Genomic DNA, 23,580 nt, shown 5'->3' on the forward strand with positions numbered 1-23,580 from the left:
TCCCGCACCCGAACAGTCGAACACTGCCGGGTGCGGGAAGCCGGCATGCGATCAAGGCACCAGCACAACCTTGCCGAGGTTGGCACGCCCCTCGATCACCCGATGCGCCGCGACAGCATCGTCGAGCGCGAACTCCGCGTGCACGACGGGCCGCAGCAGACCCGAGGCGAGGAACTGCCACAGTTCCTGCCGCCAGTGGTCGAACAGGTCGGGCTGTCCCTGCGCGATCCGCGCCACCTGGAAGCCGATCACCGATTTGGCCCCGACGAGCAGGTCGTAGGCCTGGATGGTGCCGCCGCCGGAGCTGTAGGCGACCAGCCGTCCGCCGGGCGCGACGGCCGCGATGGCCGGTCCGAGCAGCTCGCCGCCGACCGCGTCGAGCGCGTAGTCGACGGGCGCGCCCCACGATTCCTGGCCGTATTCGACAACTTCGTCGGCCCCGAGATCGCGCACGAACTCAGCTTTGGCGAGATCGGAGACCGCACCGACGACCCGCGCGGCCCCACGCAGCCGGGCCAGCTGCACCGCGAGATGGCCGACGCCGCTGGCCGCCGCCGTGATCAGCGCCGATTCGCCGTCCTTGGGCTGCGCCGCGTCGAGCGCACCCAGCGCGACCAGACCGCTGCGCACCAGCGCGACCGCGTCGACGGCAGAACCGCCGTCGGGGATGGGCGAGGCCATCGCCGCCGAGAGCAGGGCGTAGTCGGCGTAGCCGTGCCCGAACACCAGTCCGGTCACCCGGTAGCCGGGTTGGTAGCCGGTGACTCCTTCACCGACGGCTACCACCTCACCGGCGATCTCGCCGCCGAGCGCGATCGGCTCGCGCTGTTCGCGCACCTTCCGCACCACCGGCAACGTCACGCCGATCGCTTCGACCCGCACCAGCAATTCGCCAGGACCCGGCGTCGGCACCTCGACCGCCACGACCTCGAGCACTTCCGGACCACCGCTGCGCTCGTACTGGACCCGACGCATCACACCTCCACAACTCATCAGAAGTGGCCACGGTAACCGCAGATCGCCGTCGAACCACACCCCCGAGTGCGACATCTCACCGCCGGGCGGCAGTGCCGGTGAAGCGCCGGGCCACCTTGCGCCGCGGTCCGCGAGGCGTAGCGTGACCTGCATGGAGCCGAGCACCGAGATGGTGACGGCGCGACCGGCGCCGGTGCTCGCGCGGTTCATCGACCACTACGTGGGCTACCGGATGGTGGGGTATCCGGCGGGCCTGCACCGGGGCCTGCCGTCCGCGCACATGACGTTCATCGTCAGCATCGGGCCGACCATCGACGTTGTCGCACAGACCGATCCGCGGCAGTCGCCCCAGGACTACCGATGTTCGCTGGGCGGACTGCAGGCCAGTTCCGCGCTCATCTCGCATACCGGTCATCAGGAGGGTGTCGCGGTCGCGCTGACCCCGCTGGGCAGCCGGGCACTGTTCGGGACGCCCGCGGCGGCGCTCTGGGATGTCTCGGTCGAGTTGGCCGATGTCGTGGGACCGGTCGGCACCGAGCTGTGGGAGCGGTTGCAGGGCCCGGCCACCTGGGCCGCCCGCTTCGCGACCTGCGACCGGATCCTGGGCCGGATCGCGCAGCCCGAACGACTGGTCGGGCCGGAACTGACGCGGGCGTGGCGCACGGTGGTCGGGTCCGGCGGCACGCTGGCCGTCGGCGCGCTGGCGGACGAGATCGGCTGGAGCAGACAGCATTTGGCGCGCCGCTTCGGCGCCGAGTTCGGGCTGAGCCCCAAGCTGGCGGCCCGGATCGCCCGCTTCGAGCGGGCCCGGCGGATGCTGCAGCGCACCCCTTCCCATATCTCCATCGCCCAGGTGGCGGCCGCGTGCGGCTACTACGACCAGGCGCATCTGAACCGCGACTTCGCCGAACTCGCGGGCGCCAGCCCGACGATCTGGCTGGCCGAAGAGGTTCCATCCGTCCAAGACGGCGTGGGGTCGGCCGAGTGAGGCTGGACGCATGACGAATCCAGCGAATACCGATATCACCACCCGCACCGCGGTCTGGCCCACCATGACCTTCCGGGACAGCCGAGCCATGGCCACCTTCCTCGCCGAGGCGTTCGGCTTCGTGCAGACCGCGATGTACGCCCGCGAAGACGATCCCTCGGTGATCGAGCACGCGGAAATGCGCTGGCCGCTGGGCGGCGGCATCATGTTCGGCAGCTCGTGCAAGGACGCGGGCGTTTTCGGCAAGCGCCTGCCCGGCAACGACTCGGTCTATCTGGTCTGCGAAGACCCCGACGCGCTGTTCGAGCGCGCCGCGGCCGCCGGCGCCGAGGTGATCCGCGGCCTGCAGGACGAGAGTTACGGCTCGCGCGGCTTCGTGGTCCGCGACCCCGAGGGCAACCTGTGGAGCTTCGGCACCTACTGGGGCGAATAGCCTTGCTGCCCTAGCTGTTTCGAACGGCCCGGCGACCGCGGGGTGCGGGCCGTTCGCTCAGCGGCCACCCAGGCCCGACATGGCGATGCCGTGGATGAAGGCACGCTGCGCGATCGCGTAGACGACGAGCAGTGGCAGCAGGATGACCATCGCCGTGGCCATCAGGAGCGTGCCAGTAGACCTGCCACGGGGTGCAGCCGTCGAGGATCGCCGCCTCCTCCACGGTGGGTCCGACCAACGAATGCCCGAGCCAGCATGGCAGCATACGGATGGCAACATCGCCGGGCGAGGGAACACGCTCAGCCGCACCGGCGAACACCGGGGACCTCGACCGAGGCTCCGCCGGAGCACAGCGTCACGTGGGCCACCCGTACCCACCGCGCGCCGCGACTCGTAGGAAGACACAGGGCGAGTCGCCGCGCCGAGAACGAAATGCAGCGAATGTTCAGACTTCCCTAAGTCCGGCTCGAGCGCGCTTCAGTTCAGCTACGTTGTCAACGTTTCAGCAAGTCAAGCTCGATCTCACGGGAGAGTAGTTCGCATGGCGACCATCGAATACCTCCGGACTGATCCCGACCTCCCTCCCGTGGGTGTCGTGGACCGTTCGCCTATCACCCCCACCAAAAAGGCCATTTTCGCGGTGATCGCCGTGGTGGGCGCGATCGCCTGGGCCGTCTTGGCCATCGCCAGGGGCGAGTCGGTCAACGCGGTGTGGATCGTGGTCGCGGCGGTCTGTACCTACGTGCTCGCCTACCAGCTGTACTCCAGGCTGATCGAACACCGGATCACCAAGCCGCGCGACGATCAGGCCACGCCCGCCGAGATCCTGGAGAACGGCAAGGACTACATGCCGATGGACCGGCGGGTGCTCTTCGGGCACCACTTCGCCGCCATCGCGGGCGCGGGCCCCCTGGTCGGCCCGGTCCTGGCCGCGCAGATGGGCTATCTGCCCGGCACGCTCTGGATCGTGTTCGGCGTCGTGTTCGCCGGTGCGGTGCAGGACTACCTGGTGCTGTGGGCCTCGACCCGCCGCCGCGGCCGCAGCCTCGGGCAGATGGCGCGCGACGAGCTCGGCGTGGTCGGCGGTATCGCCGCCATCGTCGCGGTGCTGGTGATCATGATGATCCTGCTCGCGGTGCTCGGCATCGTCGTGGTGAACGCGCTGGCCGCGACTCCGGGTAAGGACGGCGTGCTGCAGGGCGGCAGCCCGTGGGGCGTGTTCTCCATCGCGATGACCATCCCGATCGCCCTGTTCATGGGCGTCTACCTGCGCTACCTGCGCCCCGGCAAGGTCGGCGAGGTCTCCCTGATCGGTTTCGCGCTGCTCATGCTCGCGATCATCTCGGGTAACTGGGTCGCCGAATCCGGCTGGGGCCAGGACTGGTTCACGCTGTCGGGCACCACCATCGCCTGGTTCCTCATCGCCTACGGCTTCATCGCCTCGGTGCTGCCGGTGTGGCTGCTGCTCGCGCCGCGCGACTACCTGTCCACCTTTATGAAGATCGGCACCATCGTGCTGCTGGCGGTCGGCGTGCTGATCACCATGCCGGTACTCAAGGCCCCCGCGGTCTCCCAGTTCGCGAGTTCGAGTAACGGGCCGGCGTTCGCGGGCAGCCTGTTCCCGTTCCTGTTCATCACCATCGCCTGTGGCGCACTGTCCGGTTTCCACGCGCTGGTGTCCTCGGGCACCACGCCGAAACTGCTGGAGAAGCAGTCGCACGCCCGGATGATCGGGTACGGCGGCATGCTGATGGAGTCGTTCGTCGCGGTGATGGCGATGATCACCGCCAGCATCATCGACCAGCATCTCTACTTCGCGATGAACGCGGGCGCCGGTGTCACCGGCGGCACCGCGGAGAAGGCTGCGGCCTACACCAACAGCCTCGGGCTCAGCGGCCCGCCGGTCACCCCGGGTCAGCTGGAGCAGGCGGCCAAGGACGTGGGCGAGACCAGCATCGTGTCCCGCACCGGCGGCGCGCCGACGCTCGCGGTCGGCATGTCCGAGGTGCTGCACCGCTTCCTCGGCGGCACCGGCCTCAAGGCGTTCTGGTACCACTTCGCGATCATGTTCGAGGCGCTGTTCATCCTCACCACGATCGACGCGGGCACCCGCGTCGCGCGCTTCATGCTGTCGGATTCGCTGGGCAACCTGGGCGGACCGGCCAAGAAGTTCAAGGATCCGTCGTGGCGGCCCGGCGCCTGGCTGTGCTCGGCGATCGTGGTCGCCGCGTGGGGTTCGGTGCTGCTGATGGGTGTCACCGATCCGCTCGGCGGCATCTACACGCTGTATCCGCTGTTCGGCATCTCCAACCAGTTGCTCGCGGCGATCGCGCTCACCGTCGTGCTGACCATCGTGATCAAGAAGGGCCTGATCAAATGGGCCTGGATTCCGGCGATCCCGCTGGTCTGGGACCTGATCGTGACGATGACCGCGTCCTGGCAGAAGATCTTCTCCGCCGACCCGAAGATCGGCTACTGGAAGCAGCACAGCATCTACAGCGCGGCGCTCGACGCCGGAAAGGTTGTGGCACCGGCCAAGACGGCCGAGGACATGGAGAAGGTGGTCCGCAACAGCTTCATCCAGGGCAGCCTGTCGATCATCTTCGCGGTGCTGGTGCTGGTCGTGGCGATCGTCGGCGTACTGGTCTGCGTGCGCGCCTGGCGCGCGGGCGGCGGCGAGAGCAGTGAAACGCCCGACGAACCGTCGAAGATCTTCGCGCCGAAGGGCTTCCTCGCGACCGCCACGGAGAAAGAAGTGCAGCAGGAATGGAACGCCCTGATCGCCACGGGGAAGGTCCGCCCACCGGGCGCGGCGAAGGCCCTGCATTGACGCTCAGCGCTATTCCGCAGGACGGCCGGTCGGCTCGACCGGCCGTCCTGCGGCGCCTGCGGGCCGCTCGAAACGCCTGTGCGACAGCGGTTCGCAACATCGGCTGGTGGTTCAACTCGATCCTCGGGGGTCAGGACTACCAGCGCTACGTCGCGCATCTGACGCGCAACCATCCCGGCTGTGCGATACCCACCGAACGGGAGTACTGGCGCATCCGGCATGCCGACGCCGACAGCAATCCGCAGAACCGCTGCTGCTGACTTCCAGCATGTATCGAAGCTCCGCGCAGCTCAGCGACTCGACAGCGATAATGGCGGATTCCCGCTAGCGGAGATTGCTTCCAAATGACATTGTGGTGAGCGTGACGATCACGGTGTTGGATTTCGAGCGGTGCTATCGGGCGGTGTCGACCAGAGACTCCCGATTCGACGGACAGTTCTTCACCGCGGTGCGGACCACCGGAATCTATTGCCGCCCTTCGTGTCCGGCGATCACCCCGAAACGGGCGAACGTCTCGTTCCTGCCCACCGCCGCCGCGGCACAGCAGGCGGGGTACCGAGCCTGCCGCCGCTGCCTGCCCGACGCCGCCCCCGGCTCACCGCTCTGGAACACCCGGGCGGACCTGGCCGCACGCGCGATGCGGCTGATCGGCGACGGCGTGATCGAACGCGGTGGCGTCCCCGCGCTGGCGGCCACCCTCGGTTATTCGCAGCGGCAGCTGACCCGCGTGCTCACCACCGAATTGGGGGCCGGTCCGTTGGCGCTGGCCCGCGCGCACCGGGCGCATACGGCGCGGCTGCTCATCCAGACGACGGCAATGCCCATGTCCGACATCGCCTTCGCGGCCGGCTTCGCCAGCATCCGGCAGTTCAACGACACGGTGCGCGAGGTGTTCGCGGTCAGCCCGACCACGATGCGCACCGAAGCGCACCGGACCAAGGCCGGCTCGAACGGCCGCCAGGCCCCGCCGGTCAACGGGACGCTCAGCCTGCGCCTGCCCTACCGGGAGCCGCTCGACCGCGCCTGGCTCGAATGGTTCCTCTCCTCGCACGTGGCCCCCGGCATGGAACTGTGGGAAAACCGTTCCTACACCAGGAATCTGCGCACCCCGCACGGGCACGCGACCACGCGGCTGAGCTTCCAGCGCGACCACGTCCGCGCGGAACTGGCACTACACGACATGCGCGATCTCGCGCCGACCGTCGCGCGCCTGCGGCACCTGCTCGACCTCGACGCCGACCCGGTAGGCATCGACGAGGTGCTGGGTGTCAGCGCGGGACAAGACCTTCCGGCACCGGAGCTCGCGGACCCGGGCACCACCCGGCTGCCCGACGCGGGCGCGGGCGCGCCGCCGGACGCCGAAGACCTGCCCGGCGCGACCGGCACCAGGCCGCCCGTGTTCAGTCCGGGCATTCGCGTTCCCGGCTGCCTCGACGGCCCGGAATTGTTGCTGCGCACCATGATCGGCCAGCAGATCTCGGTGTCAGCCGCCGCCACGCACACCGCACGACTGGTCGAGGCGCTCGGCGAACGCGTCGAGGGGCCCATTCCGCTGCTGTTCCCCACCCCGGCCACCATCGCCGAACGCGGCGCCGAGGTACTCACCGGCCCGGCCCGGCGGGTCCGCTCGATCATCGGCGTCGCCGAGGCGCTGGCCGGCGGCGAACTCGCACTGCACCAGGGCCGCACCGCCGCCGACCTGCGCCGCGACCTGCTCGCACTCGACGGCGTCGGCCCGTGGACCGCCGACTACGTGACCATGCGGCTGCTCGCCGATCCCGATGTGCTGCTCAACACCGACCTGGTGGTCCGTCAGGGCGCCGCGCTGCTCGGCGTCGACCTGGCCGATACCGGACGCTGGGCGCCGTGGCGCTCCTACCTGTCCATGCATCTGTGGAAGGCCGCGCTGACCGAACGCGCCGACCGCACCAAATCCGCCGCGGCCAAGTCCGCCGCCGCGAAAGCGAGCCAGTGATGACCACCGCCGTACCACCCGCCACGCGCCGAATCGGCACCAGCACTGCGGATTTCGCGACGACCGACACCCCGATCGGCCCGTTCACCGCGCTTGTCGACACCGAAGGGCAGGTGCTGGCCGCCGGGTGGACCACCGACGCGCAGAACCTGCGCACGCTGATCCACCCGTCCTTGCGCCCGACCGAACTGCGCCAACGGGATTCGCTCGGTGCGGTGACCCAGGCCGTGCTCGACTACCACCGCGGCGATCTCACCGCGATCGACCCCGTCCCGGTCCGCCAGCACTCCGGCGAATTCCTCCTGCACGCCTGGGACGTACTGCGCAAAGTCCCCGCGGGCAGCCCGATCACCTACACCGAGTTCGCCGCCATCGCCGGCCGCCCCGACGCCACCCGCGCCGCCGCCAACGCCTGCGCCCGCAACGCAGCCGCCCTCTTCGTCCCCTGCCACCGCATCCACCGAATCGGCGGCGCCCTGGGCGGCTTCCGCTGGGGCCTGCCGATCAAACGCTGGCTACTCGATCACGAAGCCTGCGGCAGCTAGCGGTCAGGCGACGGTGGCTTCCAGGTGGGAGCCGGTGCGGCCGCGGCGGACGTGCAGGCGGCTGGGGATGCGCTGGCGCATTTCGTCTACGTGGCTGACGACGCCGACGACGCGGCCGCCGGTGCGGAGTTCGTCGAGGACGCCCATCACCGCGTCGAGGGTGTCGGCGTCCAGGCCGCCGAAACCCTCGTCGATGAACAGGGTGTCCAGCACCATGCCGCCGGATTCGGCGGCCACCGTGTCGGCCAGGCCCAGAGCCAAAGACAGTGCGGCCATGAAGGTTTCGCCGCCGGACAGGGTCTTGGCGGGACGGACCGCACCGGTGTAGTCGTCCCGGATGTCCAGGCCGAGCCCACCGCGGCGGCCGCGCGGGCCCGCCTTGTCCGAATGCACGAATTCGTAACGGCCCGCCGACATTCGGCGCAACCGCACCGAGCCGGCCTGCGCCACCTCTTCCAGCCGGGCGGCGAGAACGTAAGAGCGCAGCGACATCCGGCGATTGTTCTCGCCCCGCCCGGCCACCACCTCGGCGAGCCCGGCGAGTTCGTCGTGCGTGCGCTGCAGCGGGGCGATCCGGTCCACCGCGCCCCAGAGCTGACCGCCGAGCTCCTCCAGCTGGCTCACCCGCCGATTCGCCTCCGCGTGCGCGGCGACAGCGGCATTCAGTTGCTTGCGTGCGGCTTCGACCAACTGCTCGAGTTCGGCCAGATCACCCGGCTCCCGGGTCGCGGCCGCCTGGATCTCCGGCTCGGCGAGCACAGCCTGCGCGTGTGCGCGGGCGTTGTCGGCGGCGGCCAGTTCCGCGTCGATCTCCTGCTGCCGCTGCGGGGTTCGGCTCGCCGCGTTGACGACGCGGGCGTACGCGGTCAAACGCGCCACGTGATCGCGCGGTGCGGCGTCCGGATCGGTCGCGGCGGTGCCCGAGATACCTTCGCCACCGATGCTCGCGCTGCCGGTTGTTCCAGGGTCAGAGGTCCGCTCGTCGCCCGTCGCGTCAGCGGCCGAGCGAGCGCAGGCGGCCTCGGCGTCGTCGGTGATCTGCAGGACCGCACCGCGCTGCGCTGTGCCGTCACCGGTGTTCCAGCGCGGCTCGTCCGGCACGAAACCCGCTGCGCGGGCAAGGTTCTCGACACGATCGGCGATGACCGCCACCTTCTCCCGCGCCGCGGCGGCCTCGGCCCGGGCGTCGCGCAGCGCACTGCTGTCGGTGACCAGAGCGGTGAGGCGGGCGCGGCGGCGCTCGATGGTTTCGTCCGCGCCGGCCGCGACGCGCAGGCGCTCGGTGAGTTCCACGAGACGGGTATCGGCCGCGACGATGTTCGCGGCGACGGCGCTGCGCCGCGAATCCGCTTCGCGCAGTTCGTCGTGCAGGCGGGTCTCGTCGGTGCGCAGGCGGGTGAGCTCGGCGGTCAGCCCGTCGGCGAGTGACGCCAGCTCGGCGGTGTCCTCGTAGCGATCGGTGGCTGTGCGCAGGGCGGCCGCCAGCTCGACTCGGTCTGCGTCGCCGCCGCGGGCGATGAGCGCCTCGATCTCGCGTTCCAGACCGGTGATTCGGGCGTGCACCCGGTCGCGTGCGTCTTCGGCCGCGCGTTCGGCGGTCACCGCCGCGTCCTCGGCGTCCTTGGACACGGCGTCGGCGGTGGGGCGGGCGGGTTCGGGATGATCCGCAGATCCGCATACCGCGCACGGAGTGCCGTCGACGAGGCCGCCGGCCAGTTCGGCGGCCATGCCCGCCAACCGGCGCTCGCGCAGGTCCAGGACCCGTTCCTTGGCGTCGTTGTGCGCGGCGCGGGCGGTCTCGAACTCGACCCTGGCGTGATCGAGATTCGTTCTGCGCGAGGCAAGTTCGACGGCCGCCAGGGCGGCGGTCTGCAGCCGTTCGCATTCGGCGGTCAGGGTGGGCAGCGTCGCGGCCGCGCTCGTCGCCTCGCGCAGCCGGGTCTCGAGCGTGGCGAGGGCCTCGGGCAGCTGGTCGCGGCGCTTGGTCAGGTCGGCGATCCGGGTGATGAGCGCCGTGCTCTCGGCTCGTAACCCTCCCAGTTCCCGGTGCAGTCCGGTCACGGCCGCAGCATCGGCGCGCACCTCGTCCAACCCGCCGATCTGCGCGCTCCAGCGGCGGATCGCGGCATCGATATCGGCGTCGTCGCGAACGGTGAGCGAATCTTCGACACCGATCAGCTCCGCGCCGCCGAGATCCGCCGCACCGGGCTCCAGCAGATGCGTGGCCAAACGGCGTGCCGTACCGGCGGTTTCGTTCTCCTTGGCGCGCATCAGCATGACCGCGTCCCTGGCCTCATCGATCGCCGTGACGACCGGCTCGGCCCGTCGGGCGGCGTCGAGTTCGGCGCGCGCCGCGGCGCGGTGGCCGGCGGCCGCGGTGTACTGCTCGAGTTGCGCGTGGGCAGCCGCGCGGCGGCGGAGCAGGTCGTGCAGGCGGCGTTGCTCTTCGGCGCGCGCCTGCACCCGCGCCGACTCCTGTTGGCAGCGTTCGGCTGTCGCGGCGGTGCCGGTCAGCTCGGCACGCGCGGCGGCGAGCAGGTCCTGTGACCAGCCGACCGCCTCGAGCGGACCGACGGTCTCGGTGGCGCTGACCCCCGCCGCGACACCGACTTTGGCGATCAACCGGTCGATGCCCTGTTTGCGCGCCTCCAGGTCGGCGGCGGAGGCGCGGCGCTTGTCCGCGAGCCACTGTTCGGCGCTACCGAATCGTTCGGTGTCGAAGAGCTTTTCGAGCAGCTTCTCCCGATCCTCGTTCTCCGCCCGCAGGAATCGTGCGAAGTCGCCCTGCGGCAGCAGCACCACCTGGAAGAACTGATCGGCGCTCATCCCGAGCAGCCGGATGATCTCGTCTCCGATATCGGGTATCCGGGAAAGGTTTTCGCCTCGCCCGTCCAGCCAAGCCAGCGTGGCCTTGGCCGGGTCGGTGCGCATCCCGGTGCCGCGCAGCTTGGGACGTTCGAACTCGGGGATGCGGGTCAGGCGGATGCGGCGACCGCCGAGCGTCACCTCCAGCATCACCTGCGGGGGCGTCTGGTCCGGTGCGTGATCGGAGTGCAGGCGCTTGCTCTCGCCACGTGCGCCCGGGACCTTGCCGTACAGCGCGAACGCGATCGCGTCCAGCACCGTGGTCTTACCGGCGCCGGTCTGCCCGTGCAGCAGGAACAGTCCGTCGGCACCGAGCGCGTCGAAGTCGATGACCGTGGTCTCGGCGAACGGGCCGAACGCGGTCATCTCCAGCCGGTGCAGCCTCATGCGGCCGCCGCCGGGCACGCCCCGGCCCGGGCGCTCACGCCGAGAGTTCCGTGGCCGATTCCGCCGCCGTCAGCACGCGGTCGGGCTCGGCGACCGCGGCCGCGAGTGCCCGCTCCAGCCAAGCCATTTCACCCGCGCTGGGCGCGCCCCGCACATCGGTGAGAAAGGTCTGCGCTACTTCGGTGTCGCGGCGGCCGTGCACCCGTTCACGGTAGCGCAGCTCCGGGTTGCCCTCCGGCCGCACCCACTCCACATGCACCGCGTGCGGGAAGCGTTCGCGCAGCTTACGCATGGCGTCGACCGGCCGGGCCGAGTCGGTGAGCACCGCGGAGACGTAATCGTCGGTGGCGGCATCGTGCCGCACGTCGGTGAGCAGGTCGTCCAGGGTGCCGGTGAGCTTGCTGAGCCCGCGGACCACCGGCAGGTCGTGACGACGCACCTCGCCCAGCCCCGCGGCATCGAGGTCGACGAGCCAGACCGCCTTGCGATGCGAGCTCTCCGCGAACGAATACGGCAGCGGCGATCCACAGTAGCGCACCGCCGCCGACAGCGTCTGCGGTGAATGCAGGTGCCCGAGCGCGACGTAGTCGATGCCGTCGAACGCCGACATCGGCACGGTCTCCACACCGCCCACCGAGATGGACCGCTCCGAACCGGTCGCCTCACCGCCGACGACGAAGGCGTGCGCCAGCACCACCGCGCGCGTCCCCGGGCGCCGGGCGCGATCGGCCCGGATCCGGGCCATCGCCGCGTCCAGGATGTCGGCGTGCGAACGAGCCTGCGGCACACCGAGTTCCGCGCGGGTGATCTCGGGTTCCAGGTACGGAATACCGTAGAACGCCACGGGGCCGTGCGCGTCGTCCAGCAGTACCGGGCGGTCGGCATCGGCGACGGTGGTGCGCAGATGGAGTCCGCCCGCCGCCGCGAAACTCGCGCCCGCCCCGAGCCGCGCGGGCGAATCGTGGTTGCCCGACGTGGCGACGATCACGGCGCCCGCGGCCCGGATGGCCTCGAACCCCCGGTTGCACACCGCGATCGCGTCCGCGCTCGGAATGGACCGGTCGTACACGTCCCCGGGCAGCACGACCACGTCGACCGACTCCGCGGCCACCAGCTCCGCGATCGCGGTCAGTGCCCGAGCCTGATCGGCCAGCAGATCGACCCCGTGGAACGTGCGCCCGATGTGCCAGTCCGAGGTGTGCAGCATCCGCATGCCGCGAGACCGTAGGCGAGGGCACCGACAGAATTCAATTGCCGAGCCCGCCGTGTCGGATAGCGGCGCATTTCACGCGGCGTGTCCACGGAGTTTCGCAGGCCGGGTTGCGTAAGCCCCGTTACGGATTCACCGACCGGCCCGAGCGGGCTTGCGCCAGGCCGTATTTGCCGACACGGTGCCGGTGGATTGCCGAGCGGGCGTTCTTGTCGGTGTCGTGCGGCACTATCGGCGCTATGACCGCACCGATGCTCGTCGCACTGATGCTGGTATTCGCCGCAGGGGTTGGGCTCGGCTGGCTCGGCCATGCCGCGCGCGCCGGGCAACGCGCGGTGGCGGCAGAGGCGAGACTGGCCGCGGCGACGGACAACGAACGGCTGCTGCGGCAATCGCTCAACGCGGCGAACGAGGATGCGGCACGCAGGCATTCGCACGCCATCGGCGCGATGGTCGATCCGCTGCGCGACGCGGTCGGCGCGTTGAACCAGCACATCCAGCAGGTCGAGCACCATCGCATCAACGCCTACTCCAGCCTGCGCGAGCAGGTGGCCGGCATGCAGCGCACCTCGCTGCAGCTGACCAGCCAGACCAGTCAGCTCGTCGCGGCGCTGCGCGCGCCGCAGGTGCGCGGCCGGTGGGGCGAGATCCAATTGGAGCGCGTGGTCGAGCTCGCGGGCATGACGCGGCACTGCGATTTCGACACGCAGGTGTCGCGGGCGGCCCGCGGGGACGGCGCCAACGACCGCACCGGCACCGTCCGGCCCGACCTGGTGGTGAACCTGGCGGGCGGCAGGCACATCGTGGTCGATGCCAAGGTGCCGTTCAGCGCGTACCTCGACGCCAGCACGGTCGAGGACCCCGACGTCCGGGCCGAACATCTGATCCGGCACGCGAAGCATCTGCGCGCCCACGTCGACCAACTGGCCGACAAGGCGTACTGGGCGGCCTTCGATCCGGCGCCGGAATTCGTCGTGCTGTTCGTGCCCGGCGATCCGTTCCTGGACGCCGCGCTCACCACCGACTCCGGATTGCTCGAGTACGCCTTCGGCCGCAACGTGATCCTGGCTACGCCGACCACGCTGATCGCGTTGCTGCGCACGGTGGCTTTCGGTTGGCGGCAAGAAGCACTGTCCCGGGATATGGCAACCGTTCAGCAATTGGGTAAGGAGCTGTACGCCCGGCTCGGTATGACCGGCCGGCATCTGGACCGGCTCGGCGCGCAACTCGGTAAGGCCGTCGACGCTTTCAACTACACCGTGGCATCGGTGGAATCACGGGTGATGGTCACCGCGCGCAAACTGCACGACCTGGAAATAGCGGAGCAGGAGGTGCCGGCAATCCAGCGGGTCGACGTGTGGCCGCGGGCCGTGGGGTTCGCCGACGCCGACGATTAGCCGGTGGAACCGCCGTGCCATAACGCCCCCGGGCGCGGCGACAGTTAGTGTTCATAATGTGGCTGCTTCCCAACGTGTGCGATCCCGGGTGCCCGCGCCGCATCGTTCGACCTTGCCGACGGTCCCGGGCATCCCGGTGGGCGCGGCGGTCCTGATCGCGGTCGCCTGTACGTTTCTGGGGTTCTTGATCGATGCCCACGGCGACGCTACCGATCTCACCGGTACCTTCGCCGCGCTGTACATCGTCGGTTGTGTGGCAGCCGTGCTCGCGGTCCGCTATCGCGGTTTGTTCACCACCATGGTGCTGCCGCCGCTGCTGCTCTCGATCGCCGTTCCGCTGGCCTACCAGCAGCTGACCGGCCGCCCGGCGAGTTCGATCAAAGATGTGCTGCTGAACCTGGCGGTGCCGCTGGTGCAGCGCTTCCCCACGATGATGCTCGCGACCGTGCTCGTCCTGTTGATCGGCGGCGGCCGGATCCTGCTGCAGCGCCGCATCGAGCAGGCGGAAAGCGGCGCCGAGTCGCGCCGGGGGGAAAGCTGGGGTCGTTCCTCGGCCAAGCGTCCGCGCGGTGGCCGCGAGCGCGGCTCCTCGCTCTCCGACTCCGCTCGCCGGCGCACTCGCCGCCCGAAGGACGATCCGGACGAGACAGGTCGCGACGAGCCCACCCCCCGCCCGAGCCGCCGCACCGCGACAGCACCGGTCGCCGACGCACCACCCCGCGTGGCAGGCTCGGCCCGGCCGCGCGAAGGACGCGAAGGACGCCCCGCCGCGCGCGGCGCCGCCCGCCCGACCGCGGCCATGCCCCGCACCGACAACGACCCGGCCCGCGGCAACACCGCCCGCCGTCGCAGCGAACTCCCTCCGCCACACCCCCAACCCAACGTCCGCTACCGCGAACGTGATTCGAGCCGCACCGAACGCCGCCGCCCCGAAAACCTCTGAACGGGTCGCACTCCAGGCTGTCCGTAGTCACACTCTGCGATGCCACGACCTAGGCCCCATAAGGCGTCACCAGTCACGCTCGGCGATGACATGACCAGGCAGTCGTCAGCCGGACAATCGCGGTCGCGCTCAGCCACGCCGGAACCACTGAACCGGCCTCAGCTCGACAGTCCGATGTCGCGCTCAGCAACGTCGCGATCACTGAGCCATCCGCCGGCCCGACGGCCGCCGGTCACGGTCGGCGATGCCGCGACCGAGACCGCCCCTGGGCTGCTGCGGTCCTGCTCGGCGACACCGCGGCTGCTGAGCCGGTGTAGCCGGGACTGTTGGTAGTCCTGCTCGGCGACAGCGCGGCCCGAATCGCCGCGCGTCGGCGGGCGCGCCGCCGTTTGCACGCACATTTGCAAGTACATTTTGGTAGTTCCAGTGCCAGACTCGATGGCGTGAACGCAGAGCAGCGCTTCGAATGCCCCGAGCCGGCCGGGACCCGGGGGAGCATCAATATCGGCGATGTGCCGACGGTGCTTCGTCGGATGCTGGGGTTGCGCCTCCAGCAACTGCGTAAGGAACGGGGGTTGACCCAGCACGAGGTCGGTCGGCAGCTCTACTGGACCGGATCCAAGGTCAGCCGGATCGAATCCGGCATGGTCGGCCTCAATCGGCCCGACGTGGTCGAATTGCTGCACTGCTACGGCATCACCGATCCCGAAGAGCACGACCGGTATCTGTCGCTCGTGCAGCTGGGCAACCGTCCCGGCTGGTGGCACAGCGACAGTGACTCGCTCCCCAAGGGATTCGAGCTGCTCAGCCTCGAAGGGGCCGCACGCACGATCCGCTGCTACGAACCCGCGATCATCCCCGACCTTTTGCAAACACCCGAATACGCAAGGGCAGCACTGTGTTTGCGGCACCCTTACCGTCCCGACGCCGAGATCGACCAGCTGCTGGCGGTGCGCCTGCAGCGGCAGCAGATCCTGTACCGCGACAATCCGCCGTACCTGTGGACCCTGGTCGAAGAGAGCGCGTTACGCAGGCAGATCGGCGGTGCCGCGGTCTGGCGGGCGCAACTGGAGTACCTGGCACGGTGTATCGAGCGGGAGCACATCGTGATCCAGATCGTGGACGAGGCCGCCTTCGGGCCCGCGATCGTGGACAGCGCGTTCGTCTATCTGCGTTTCGCCGAGACCCTGCTGCCGGACGTCGTATGCATCGCGCAACCCACCAGCACGCTGTACATGGAGGGCCGGGACCACATCGTCCGCTATCTCAATATCGCGGAGACCCTGGCCCAGCAGTCCGCACGCCCGTCCGAAACCGGTCGGCTCCTCCAGACGCTGCTGGAGTCCGCATGAGCACCCACCCACCGCAGGAGGAACGCAACTCTCAGCCGAGCCCACCGCCGCCCGCACCCCCGTGGCGAGAACTCGCCGCCGCCATTGCCACCGCCGCACCGGTCGGTCTGCTGGTCGACTGGCCGACGGCGGTACAGGTTCTGCTCACCGTCTTCGCGGGCCTGACCGCCGCACGCCGAAGCCCGGACCACGAATGACGCTCCGCACCAACGGCGGACGCTGCACCAACGGCGGACGCTGCACCAACGGCGCACGCTGCACCAAGGGCGGGTAGCCCTGCACAGCCACGGGCACTCAGCGCCAACGGCAGGCGTCCTGAGTTCAGCGGCGAGTGGTGGTGCGCAGTTCTCGGGGGAGGGAGAAAACCAGGGTTTCGTTGGCGGTGGTGACCGGCTGGACGTCGCCGAAACCGTGCTCCTCGAGCATGTCGAGCACGCCGCGCACCAGGATGTCGGGCACCGAGGCGCCGGAGGTGATGCCGATCGTCTGCACACCGGCGAGCCAGGCGGGATCCACCTCGCGGGCGAAGTCGACCAAGTAGGCCGCCTTCGCGCCCGCGTTGAGCGCGACCTCGACCAGGCGGACCGAGTTGGAGGAGTTCTTCGAGCCGACGACGATCACCAGATCGCATTCGGGCGCCATCGCCTTGACCGCCGTCTGCCGGTTCGAGGTGGCGTAGCAGATGTCGTCGCTCGGCGGATCCTGCAGCGTGGGGAACCGCTCGCGCAGCCGCCGCACCGTCTCCATCGTTTCGTCGACGCTGAGCGTGGTCTGGGACAACCAGATCACCTTCGACTCGTCGCGCACGGTGACGTTGTCCACCGAGTCGGGGCCGTCGACGAGTTGGATGTGCTCGGGCGCCTCGCCCGCCGTGCCCTCCACCTCTTCGTGGCCTTCGTGACCGATCAGCAGGATGTCGTAGTCGTCGCGGGCGAAGCGCTTGGCCTCTTGGTGCACCTTGGTCACCAGCGGGCAGGTCGCGTCGATGGTGTGCAGGTTGCGGGCGGCCGCCGATTCGTGCACCGCGGGCGAGACGCCGTGCGCGGAGAACACGACCAGCGCCCCTTCGGGCACCTCGTCGGTTTCGTCGACGAAGATGACCCCGCGCTCACGCAACGTCTCCACGACATGCCGGTTGTGCACGATCTCCTTGCGCACGTAGATCGGCGCGCCGTGCTTGTCCAGCGCCTTCTCGACGGTTTCCACCGCGCGGTCCACGCCGGCGCAGTACCCGCGCGGCTCCGCTAGCAGCACCCGCTTGCCACCGGCGCGCTCGGTGGTTCCGGCTCCCGTCGAGCGGGCGATTCCGAGGTTCAAGGGTATGGCCGTGGACATGCCGACAGCTTACGTGCGGATACCGACCTCGCGCTGTCCGGGCGCCGGCGCGCTCGGCGTCCGTATCGGCCGCACACCGTGCTCTACGTGCCGGGTGACCGACCGCGCCGACCGGGCGCGCGCCGCCGCGAAGGTGTGCCATCTCACCGCCGGATCGAGTCGCGCGAACGCTGCCGCACCGGCGGCGAGGCGTGCGGCGAGCGCGCCCGTTCATACGCCAGAATCACACCCCGTGATCCCCGACCTTTGCTTAGCACACCATTTCGGGCAGGCTAGGACCATGTTTCGACCACCGTTCCTGGCCCGGGTAGCCGCCGGGGCCGCCGTTTACGCCATCGAGGAGACTCGTCGGCTACCCACGGCCGCAATGAATTTGCCGATCACCGCCATCAGCCAGCTGCTGCAGACGACGATGCACGTCCAGCAGTTCGTGACCAGCCTCGCGCTCAAGGGCGACGCGGTCTTCGACCGGTTGGCCACGACTCCGGAGGAGCAGCCGGAGTGGGCGACCTTCGACGAGGACCTGCCCGCCGAACCGGCGTCCGGCCAGGTCCGCGCGAGCCGCTTCGACCTGTACGCCGACGACCCGGAGCCCGAGACCCGCGCGGGCGAGCGCAACGGCCATGGCGCCACCGTGCACGCCATCGAGCCGGAACCCCTTGCCCCCGTGGCAGAACCCGAGATCGACCGCGCGGCCGACCCCGCGCCGGAGATCCGTGAGCCGGAAGTAGCCACCCGCTACGACTACGCGAACATGACTTTGGCCCAGTTGCGCGCCCGCCTGCGCATGCTGAGCCTCGAAGACCTTTCCGCGCTGCTCGAGTACGAGCAGCAGACCCTCGCCAGGGCGCCGTTCGTGACCATGCTGACGAATCGGATCGCCACCGTGCGGGCGCAGTGACCGAACCCCGGACCTCACCGTCGCAGGCGGGCCGGGAAACCCCCGGTCCGCCGCGCGAATCCGGCCCCGCCGCCGCGGCCGCGCCGAACGCTGCGCCCGGCCGGGAGAACTCCGCCGAACAGCCGTGGCCGGTCCGCTCCGTCGCGCTCAAGGTCGCCCAGTGGATCGACCGGCTCGGCAGCATCTGGGTCGAAGGGCAGATCACCCAGATCACTCTGCGGCCGGGCACCCGCACCGCGTTCCTGGTGCTACGCGATCCGTCGGCCGATATGTCCCTGTCGGTCACCTGCGACCCGGATCTCATCCGTAAATCGCCCGTCCCGCTGCAAGAGGGCAGCCGCGTGGTGGTCTACGGCAAGCTCGCGTTCTTCACCGGCCGCGGCACTCTGTCCCTGCGGGTCATCGAGATCCGCCCGGTCGGCGTCGGCGAATTGCTCGCCCGCATCGAACGACTCAAAGCGCTGCTGGCCGCCGAGGGGCTCTTCGACCCGCGGCTCAAGCGCGCGCTGCCGTTCCTGCCCAAGACGATCGGCCTGATCACCGGACGGGCCAGCGCCGCCGAACGCGACGTCCTGACCGTGGCCCGTAATCGTTGGCCCGCAGTACGTTTCGAGATCCGCAATACAGCGGTGCAGGGACCGACCGCGGTCCCGCAGATGCTGGAGGCACTGGCGCAGCTCGATCGCGACCCGGCGGTCGAGGTGATCGTGCTCGCCCGCGGCGGGGGCAGTGTCGAGGATCTGCTGCCGTTCTCCGACGAGGCCCTCTGCCGCGCGATCGTCGCCGCGACCACCCCCATCGTCAGCGCGATCGGGCACGAACCCGACAACCCGCTCAGCGATCTCGTCGCCGACCTGCGGGCCGCGACACCGACCGACGCCGCCAAACGTGTGGTGCCCGACGCCGCCGCGGAACTGGCGGGGGTGCGCGAGATGCGCGCCCGCTCGGCCGCCGCGCTGCGGGGCTGGGTCGAGCGGGAAACGCGCGCGCTCACCCAGCTGCGGTCACGTCCGGTCCTGGCCGATCCGCTGCGCGAAATCGACCGCCGCACCGAGGAAGTCGAACGGCTGCGCGCCTCGGCCCGGCGCTGCGCCGAACAGTTCCTCCGCGCCGAGGCGACCGCGACCCGGCACCTGCGCGAAAAGCTCACCGCCGTGGGACCGGCCGCGACCATGGCCCGTGGTTACGCTGTCGTGCAGCGCGTCACGGGCACCGAACGCCACGTGGTGCGCACCATCGAGGACGCCCCCGCGGGCAGCCAGCTACGCATCCGCGTCGCCGACGGCGCGATCACTGCCGCGGGACTGGGCACGCAGGCGCTGGGGCCGCGGGCCACCGACACCGACACCGAAACGAGAAGGAGCTGATCCTTGGCCGAGCCCGGTAAGGACACCGACACCGAACTGGCCGAGATCGCTACCTTCGGTTACGAACGTGCCCGCGACGAACTGGTCAATGTCGTGAAGATGCTGGAGCAGGGCGGCCTCGACCTGGACGAGTCGCTGACCCTGTGGGAGCGGGGCGAGGCCCTGGCCAACCGCTGCGAGGAGCATCTGGCCGGCGCCAGGAAGCGCGTCGAGGACGCCCTGTCGCGCACCGACCTTGAGGACGAGAAATGACGATCCGGCGCGCCACCCCCGACATCCGCACCGACGATATCGAGGGCAGCCGCGAGTTCTACCGGCTGCTCGGTTTCGAGGAGGCGATGGATCTCGGCTGGGTCGTCACCATGGTGTCCCCAACGAACCCGACCGCTCAGGTCTTGCTCGTCGGGCCGGACGCGGAGAAACTCCAGCCGAATATGAGCGTGGAGGTCGAGGACGTCGACGCGGTGCACGCGGCGATGACCGCGGCAGGCGCCGATATCGTCTACCCCCTACGCGACGAACAGTGGGGCGTACGCAGGTTTTTCGTCCGCGATCCGAGCGGCACCATCGTCAACGTGGTCAGCCACCGCTAGGGAAACGCACGTCGGCCCGAACTGTCGACGTAGCCGGCCCGCACGACCCCGATTCCGGACGTCGGCGACGGCGACCGCGGCGGTGATCCAGCGCGGGTGGTATCCGCCGTCCTGCGTATCGGGTACCGCCGGGATCAGGCGCCGGCTTTGAGGGGCTGCGCGGCGACGACGGCCTGGGCCAGGGTGGTGAACGCGGCCCGATCGCCCGCGCCGGTGATCAGCACCCGGGACTGGCCGAGGTCGGCGACCCAGGCCGGTTCCGAACCGGGTTCGGAGTACACGACCCACTTCTGCTCGCCGATCGTTTCGGCACCGGTGGCGTAGCGCGAGCCCAGGACGTAGCGCGAGAGCGCCTCTTCGGTCGCGTTGCTCTGCGTGAACCGCATGTAGGTGCCCTGCGTAGTGATATAGCCGACAGTGCTGACCGGTCCGCCGCCGGTGCCGCTGATGGCTTGGCGACTGCCGGAGTTCGGCGTCCAGTCCGCCGGCACGGCCGGGTTCCGGATCGGGAACGGCAGCGAGCGCGCGTCGGCGGTGAGCGCGGCCTTCACGTCGAAATGCGGGATCTGGCCCTGCGTCGGACCGTTTCCGGCGAAACTGCACTGGCTGGCGAGCCCGGCGAACACCACCGCGATCAGCACCAGCGGAATCAGCGACCAGAACAGATCCCGGTAGTCGTTCAGGATGCGCGGCTTTTGGTTGGGCACGGTTCCAGTATCCACTCGCCCCTACGGTGTTCCTTCTCGCACCCCGATCCACCGAGCAGGGTGTACGGCCGTCTCAAACCGAGTGAGACAATCGTCCGGTACGTACCGACGCACAGGAGGCACCCCGCAATGACGGCATCTTCCCCGACACCGAGCCGCCGCGAGGCGCCGGACCGCAACCTCGCGCTCGAGTTGGTCCGCGTCACCGAGGCCGGGGCGATGGCCGCCGGCCGGTGGGTCGGCCGTGGCGACAAGGAGGGCGGCGACGGCGCGGCCGTCGACGCGATGCGGCAGCTGGTCAATTCGGTGTCCATGCGCGGCATCGTGGTGATCGGTGAGGGCGAGAAGGACGAGGCGCCCATGCTGTTCAACGGTGAACTGGTCGGAGACGGCACCGGTCCCGAGGTCGACTTCGCGGTGGACCCGGTGGACGGCACCACCCTGATGTCGAAGGGTTCGCCGGGCGCCATCGCCGTGCTCGCGGTCGCCCAGCGCGGCGCGATGTTCGATCCGTCGGCGGTGTTCTACATGAGCAAGATCGCGGTCGGCCCCGACGCCGCCGACGTGATCGATATCTCGGTGCCGATCAGCGAGAACATCCGCCGCGTCGCCAAGGCCAAGGGCCTGTCGAAGTCGGACCTGACCGTCTGCATCCTGGACCGCCCCCGCCACGCCGACCTCATCCAGCAGGTGCGTGACGCGGGTGCGCGCATCCGACTGATCTCCGACGGTGACGTCGCGGGCGCCATCGCCGCGGCCCGCCCCGATTCGGGCACCGACATCCTGGTCGGCGTCGGTGGCACCCCGGAGGGCATCATCGCCGCCGCCGCCATGCGCTGTATGGGCGGCGAACTCCAGGGCATGCTCGCGCCCACCGACGACGACGAGAAGCAGAAGGCGATCGACGCGGGCCACGACCTGGACCGGGTGCTCACCACCGAAGACCTGGTGGCCGGGGACAACGTCTTCTTCTGCGCCACCGGCGTCACCGACGGCGACCTGCTGCGCGGCGTCCGCTACTACGGGGGCGGCGCGTCGACCCAGTCGATCGTCATGCGCTCCAAGTCCGGCACTGTCCGCATGATCGACGCCTACCACCGGCTGACCAAGCTGCGCGAGTACTCCTCGGTCGATTTCATCGGCGACGAGCACGCGGTCCCGCCGCTCCCCTGACCGGGACCCCGAATCGATCAAGGCGCGCAGGCACATCCGCCCGCGCGCCTTTTTCATGCCGGCACCCCTATTCCCGATCGACGCTGCCACGGCGGTGTGCGAATCACTACAGGCGTGGCAGCCCCACTGCGCTCCGCTCGGGCATATGGTCGGAAACATGGCAGACGAGACGCAGTACCGCATCGAGCACGACACCATGGGCGAGGTCCGGGTCCCGGTGGATGCGCTGTGGCGGGCGCAGACCCAGCGGGCCGTGGAGAACTTCCCGATCAGCGGACGCGGCCTGGAGCGCGCGCAGATCCGCGCGCTCGGCCTGCTGAAGGGCGCCTGCGCCAAGGTGAACAAGGACCTCGGCCTGCTCGATCCGGCCAAGGCGGACGCCATCATCGCCGCGGCGAACGAGATCGCCGCGGGCGCGCACGACGACCAGTTCCCGATCGATGTGTTCCAGACCGGCTCGGGCACCAGCTCGAACATGAACGCCAACGAGGTGATCGCCTCGATCGCGAAGGCCAACGGCGTCACCGTGCACCCGAACGACGACGTGAACATGTCCCAGTCGTCCAACGACACCTTCCCGACGGCCGTGCACCTGGCCGCCACCGAGGCCGTGATCACCGACCTGGTACCGGCGCTGGAGCATCTGCGGCTCGCGTTGCTGGACAAGGCGACCGAGTGGCGGACGGTGGTCAAGTCCGGTCGTACCCACCTGATGGACGCGGTCCCGGTGACACTCGGCCAGGAGTTCGGCGGTTACACCCGGCAGATCGCCGCGAGCATCGACCGCGTGATGGCGACCCTGCCGCGCCTCGGCGAGCTGCCGATCGGCGGCACCGCGGTGGGCAGCGGCCTGAACGCACCGGACGGCTTCGGCGGCAAGGTCGTCGCGGAGCTGGTCCGCGCGACCGGGATCGACGCGCTGCGCGAGGCGCGCGATCACTTCGAGGCGCAGGCCGCCCGGGATGGTCTGGTGGAGGCGTCGGGTGCGGTGCGCACCGTCGCGGTGAGCCTCACCAAGATCGCCAACGATATTCGCTGGATGGGTTCGGGCCCGCTCACCGGTCTCGGTGAGCTCCAGCTGCCCGATCTGCAGCCCGGCAGCTCGATCATGCCCGGGAAAGTGAATCCCGTGCTCCCCGAAGCGGTGACGCAGGTTGCCGCGCAGGTGATCGGCAACGATGCCGCGGTCGCCTTCGGCGGCGCGAACGGCGCGTTCGAACTGAACGTCTACATTCCGGTGATGGCGCGCAATCTGCTCGAATCGATTCGCTTGCTCGCCAATGTTTCCCGGCTGTTCGCGGACAAGTGCGTGCACGGTTTGGTCGCGAATGTGGAACACCTGCGCACGCTTGCCGAATCGTCGCCGTCCATTGTGACCCCGCTGAATTCGGCGATCGGTTACGAGGAGGCCGCCGCGGTAGCCAAGGAAGCGTTGAAGAACAAGAAGACAATTCGACAGACGGTCATCGACCGCGGCCTGCTCGACGAGAAACTCACCGAAGCAGAACTCGACCGCCGATTGGATGTGCTGTCGATGGCGAAGGTGAAAGACGGGAAATAGAAATACTCTTCGAGCGTCACGTCGGATGCGCTGCGAACTGCAC

General features: G+C 69.7%; 21 protein-coding genes and 1 pseudogene. 16 read left to right on the forward strand and 6 right to left on the reverse strand.

Going from position 1 to position 23,580, the window contains the following annotated elements; all coding sequences use genetic code 11:
* Positions 1–51: 51 nt before the first annotated feature.
* The gene (locus tag NVU01S_RS22765) at positions 52–975 is read right to left on the reverse strand and encodes a quinone oxidoreductase family protein (protein WP_042253419.1); all 924 of its coding nucleotides are present in this window, start codon (positions 973–975) and stop codon (positions 52–54) included.
* Positions 976–1,126: 151 nt separating this feature from the next.
* Between NVU01S_RS22765 and NVU01S_RS22770 the strand changes: the two genes are divergently transcribed.
* Both NVU01S_RS22770 and NVU01S_RS22775 read left to right on the forward strand, forming a co-directional pair.
* Entirely contained in the window at positions 1,127–1,963 is an 837-nt protein-coding gene (locus tag NVU01S_RS22770; RefSeq protein WP_043666050.1) for an AraC family transcriptional regulator, read from the forward strand.
* A gap of 10 nt (positions 1,964–1,973) precedes the next feature.
* On the forward strand, positions 1,974–2,396 hold the full coding sequence (locus NVU01S_RS22775) for a VOC family protein (protein ID WP_014988024.1): 423 nt from the start codon (positions 1,974–1,976) through the stop codon (positions 2,394–2,396).
* A gap of 57 nt (positions 2,397–2,453) precedes the next feature.
* Here the strand turns inward: NVU01S_RS22775 and NVU01S_RS44955 are convergent.
* A pseudogene (locus NVU01S_RS44955) lies at positions 2,454–2,619 on the reverse strand (hypothetical protein); the annotation flags it as partial.
* A 318-nt stretch (positions 2,620–2,937) separates the two neighbouring features.
* On the opposite strand from NVU01S_RS44955, the gene NVU01S_RS22780 reads away from it, so the two are divergent.
* The 4 genes from NVU01S_RS22780 (at position 2,938) to NVU01S_RS22795 (ending at position 7,746) form a co-directional block, all read left to right on the forward strand.
* Complete coding sequence (locus tag NVU01S_RS22780) at positions 2,938–5,226, forward strand: carbon starvation CstA family protein (protein ID WP_014988026.1); 2,289 nt, start codon at positions 2,938–2,940, stop codon at positions 5,224–5,226.
* A 98-nt stretch (positions 5,227–5,324) separates the two neighbouring features.
* On the forward strand, positions 5,325–5,486 hold the full coding sequence (locus tag NVU01S_RS22785; RefSeq protein ID WP_370466206.1) for a YbdD/YjiX family protein: 162 nt from the start codon (positions 5,325–5,327) through the stop codon (positions 5,484–5,486).
* A gap of 92 nt (positions 5,487–5,578) precedes the next feature.
* Positions 5,579–7,201 carry a DNA-3-methyladenine glycosylase 2 family protein gene (locus tag NVU01S_RS22790; protein WP_156161459.1) on the forward strand — a complete coding sequence of 541 codons (1,623 nt, stop codon included), beginning with the start codon at positions 5,579–5,581 and terminating at the stop codon, positions 7,199–7,201.
* A complete protein-coding gene (locus NVU01S_RS22795) occupies positions 7,201–7,746 on the forward strand; it encodes a methylated-DNA--[protein]-cysteine S-methyltransferase (RefSeq protein ID WP_052280290.1) in 546 nt (181 codons plus the stop codon). Before NVU01S_RS22790 ends, NVU01S_RS22795 begins: the two co-directional genes overlap by 1 nt.
* A 3-nt stretch (positions 7,747–7,749) precedes the next feature.
* Here the strand turns inward: NVU01S_RS22795 and NVU01S_RS22800 are convergent, their stop codons facing one another.
* Both NVU01S_RS22800 and NVU01S_RS22805 read right to left on the reverse strand, forming a co-directional pair.
* Positions 7,750–10,998: an AAA family ATPase gene (locus NVU01S_RS22800; protein ID WP_043666287.1), complete on the reverse strand. Its 3,249-nt coding sequence runs from the start codon at positions 10,996–10,998 to the stop codon at positions 7,750–7,752.
* Between the two features lie 34 nt (positions 10,999–11,032).
* Positions 11,033–12,211 (reverse strand): exonuclease SbcCD subunit D, encoded by a 1,179-nt coding sequence (locus NVU01S_RS22805; RefSeq protein ID WP_043666057.1) that lies wholly within the window; start codon positions 12,209–12,211, stop codon positions 11,033–11,035.
* 236 nt (positions 12,212–12,447) lie between these two features.
* Here NVU01S_RS22805 and NVU01S_RS22810 point away from each other — a divergent pair, with 236 nt between their 5' ends.
* From NVU01S_RS22810 to NVU01S_RS22830, 4 genes are all read left to right on the forward strand, one after another.
* On the forward strand, positions 12,448–13,605 hold the full coding sequence (locus NVU01S_RS22810; protein WP_014988032.1) for a DNA recombination protein RmuC: 1,158 nt from the start codon (positions 12,448–12,450) through the stop codon (positions 13,603–13,605).
* A 112-nt stretch (positions 13,606–13,717) separates the two neighbouring features.
* Positions 13,718–14,548, forward strand: coding sequence for a DUF6542 domain-containing protein (locus NVU01S_RS22815; protein WP_244467143.1), 831 nt, complete (start codon positions 13,718–13,720; stop codon positions 14,546–14,548).
* 443 nt (positions 14,549–14,991) lie between these two features.
* Entirely contained in the window at positions 14,992–15,900 is a 909-nt protein-coding gene (locus NVU01S_RS22825; RefSeq protein WP_082031898.1) for a helix-turn-helix domain-containing protein, read from the forward strand.
* On the forward strand, positions 15,897–16,097 hold the full coding sequence (locus NVU01S_RS22830; RefSeq protein WP_014988035.1) for a hypothetical protein: 201 nt from the start codon (positions 15,897–15,899) through the stop codon (positions 16,095–16,097). The genes NVU01S_RS22825 and NVU01S_RS22830 overlap by 4 nt, the downstream gene beginning before the upstream one ends.
* A 124-nt stretch (positions 16,098–16,221) precedes the next feature.
* Here NVU01S_RS22830 and NVU01S_RS22835 read toward each other — a convergent pair whose 3' ends face one another.
* Positions 16,222–17,235 carry a 4-hydroxy-3-methylbut-2-enyl diphosphate reductase gene (locus NVU01S_RS22835; RefSeq protein ID WP_043666065.1) on the reverse strand — a complete coding sequence of 338 codons (1,014 nt, stop codon included), beginning with the start codon at positions 17,233–17,235 and terminating at the stop codon, positions 16,222–16,224.
* Between the two features lie 280 nt (positions 17,236–17,515).
* On the opposite strand from NVU01S_RS22835, the gene NVU01S_RS22840 reads away from it, so the two are divergent.
* From NVU01S_RS22840 to NVU01S_RS22855, 4 genes are read left to right on the forward strand one after another with little or no spacing between them, the layout of a single operon-like run.
* A complete protein-coding gene (locus tag NVU01S_RS22840; RefSeq protein WP_043666068.1) occupies positions 17,516–18,136 on the forward strand; it encodes a lipid droplet-associated protein in 621 nt (206 codons plus the stop codon).
* A complete protein-coding gene (gene xseA / locus NVU01S_RS22845; protein WP_043666072.1) occupies positions 18,133–19,503 on the forward strand; it encodes an exodeoxyribonuclease VII large subunit in 1,371 nt (456 codons plus the stop codon). Before NVU01S_RS22840 ends, xseA begins: the two co-directional genes overlap by 4 nt.
* A gap of 3 nt (positions 19,504–19,506) precedes the next feature.
* Positions 19,507–19,755 carry an exodeoxyribonuclease VII small subunit gene (locus tag NVU01S_RS22850; RefSeq protein ID WP_014988040.1) on the forward strand — a complete coding sequence of 83 codons (249 nt, stop codon included), beginning with the start codon at positions 19,507–19,509 and terminating at the stop codon, positions 19,753–19,755.
* A complete protein-coding gene (locus NVU01S_RS22855) occupies positions 19,752–20,096 on the forward strand; it encodes a VOC family protein (RefSeq protein WP_043666075.1) in 345 nt (114 codons plus the stop codon). Before NVU01S_RS22850 ends, NVU01S_RS22855 begins: the two co-directional genes overlap by 4 nt.
* Before the next feature lie 134 nt (positions 20,097–20,230).
* Here the strand turns inward: NVU01S_RS22855 and NVU01S_RS22860 are convergent, their stop codons facing one another.
* The gene (locus NVU01S_RS22860) at positions 20,231–20,803 is read right to left on the reverse strand and encodes a DUF4245 domain-containing protein (protein WP_043666293.1); all 573 of its coding nucleotides are present in this window, start codon (positions 20,801–20,803) and stop codon (positions 20,231–20,233) included.
* A gap of 129 nt (positions 20,804–20,932) precedes the next feature.
* Here NVU01S_RS22860 and glpX point away from each other — a divergent pair, with 129 nt between their 5' ends.
* Entirely contained in the window at positions 20,933–21,976 is a 1,044-nt protein-coding gene (gene glpX, locus NVU01S_RS22865; protein WP_014988043.1) for a class II fructose-bisphosphatase, read from the forward strand.
* Between the two features lie 157 nt (positions 21,977–22,133).
* Positions 22,134–23,537, forward strand: a complete 1,404-nt coding sequence (locus NVU01S_RS22870) for a class II fumarate hydratase (protein WP_043666296.1) — start codon at positions 22,134–22,136, stop codon at positions 23,535–23,537.
* The last annotated feature ends 43 nt before the right edge of the window (positions 23,538–23,580 follow it).

It is taken from the genome of Nocardia vulneris (genome assembly GCF_001613425.1).
GTDB lineage: Bacteria > Actinomycetota > Actinomycetes > Mycobacteriales > Mycobacteriaceae > Nocardia > Nocardia vulneris.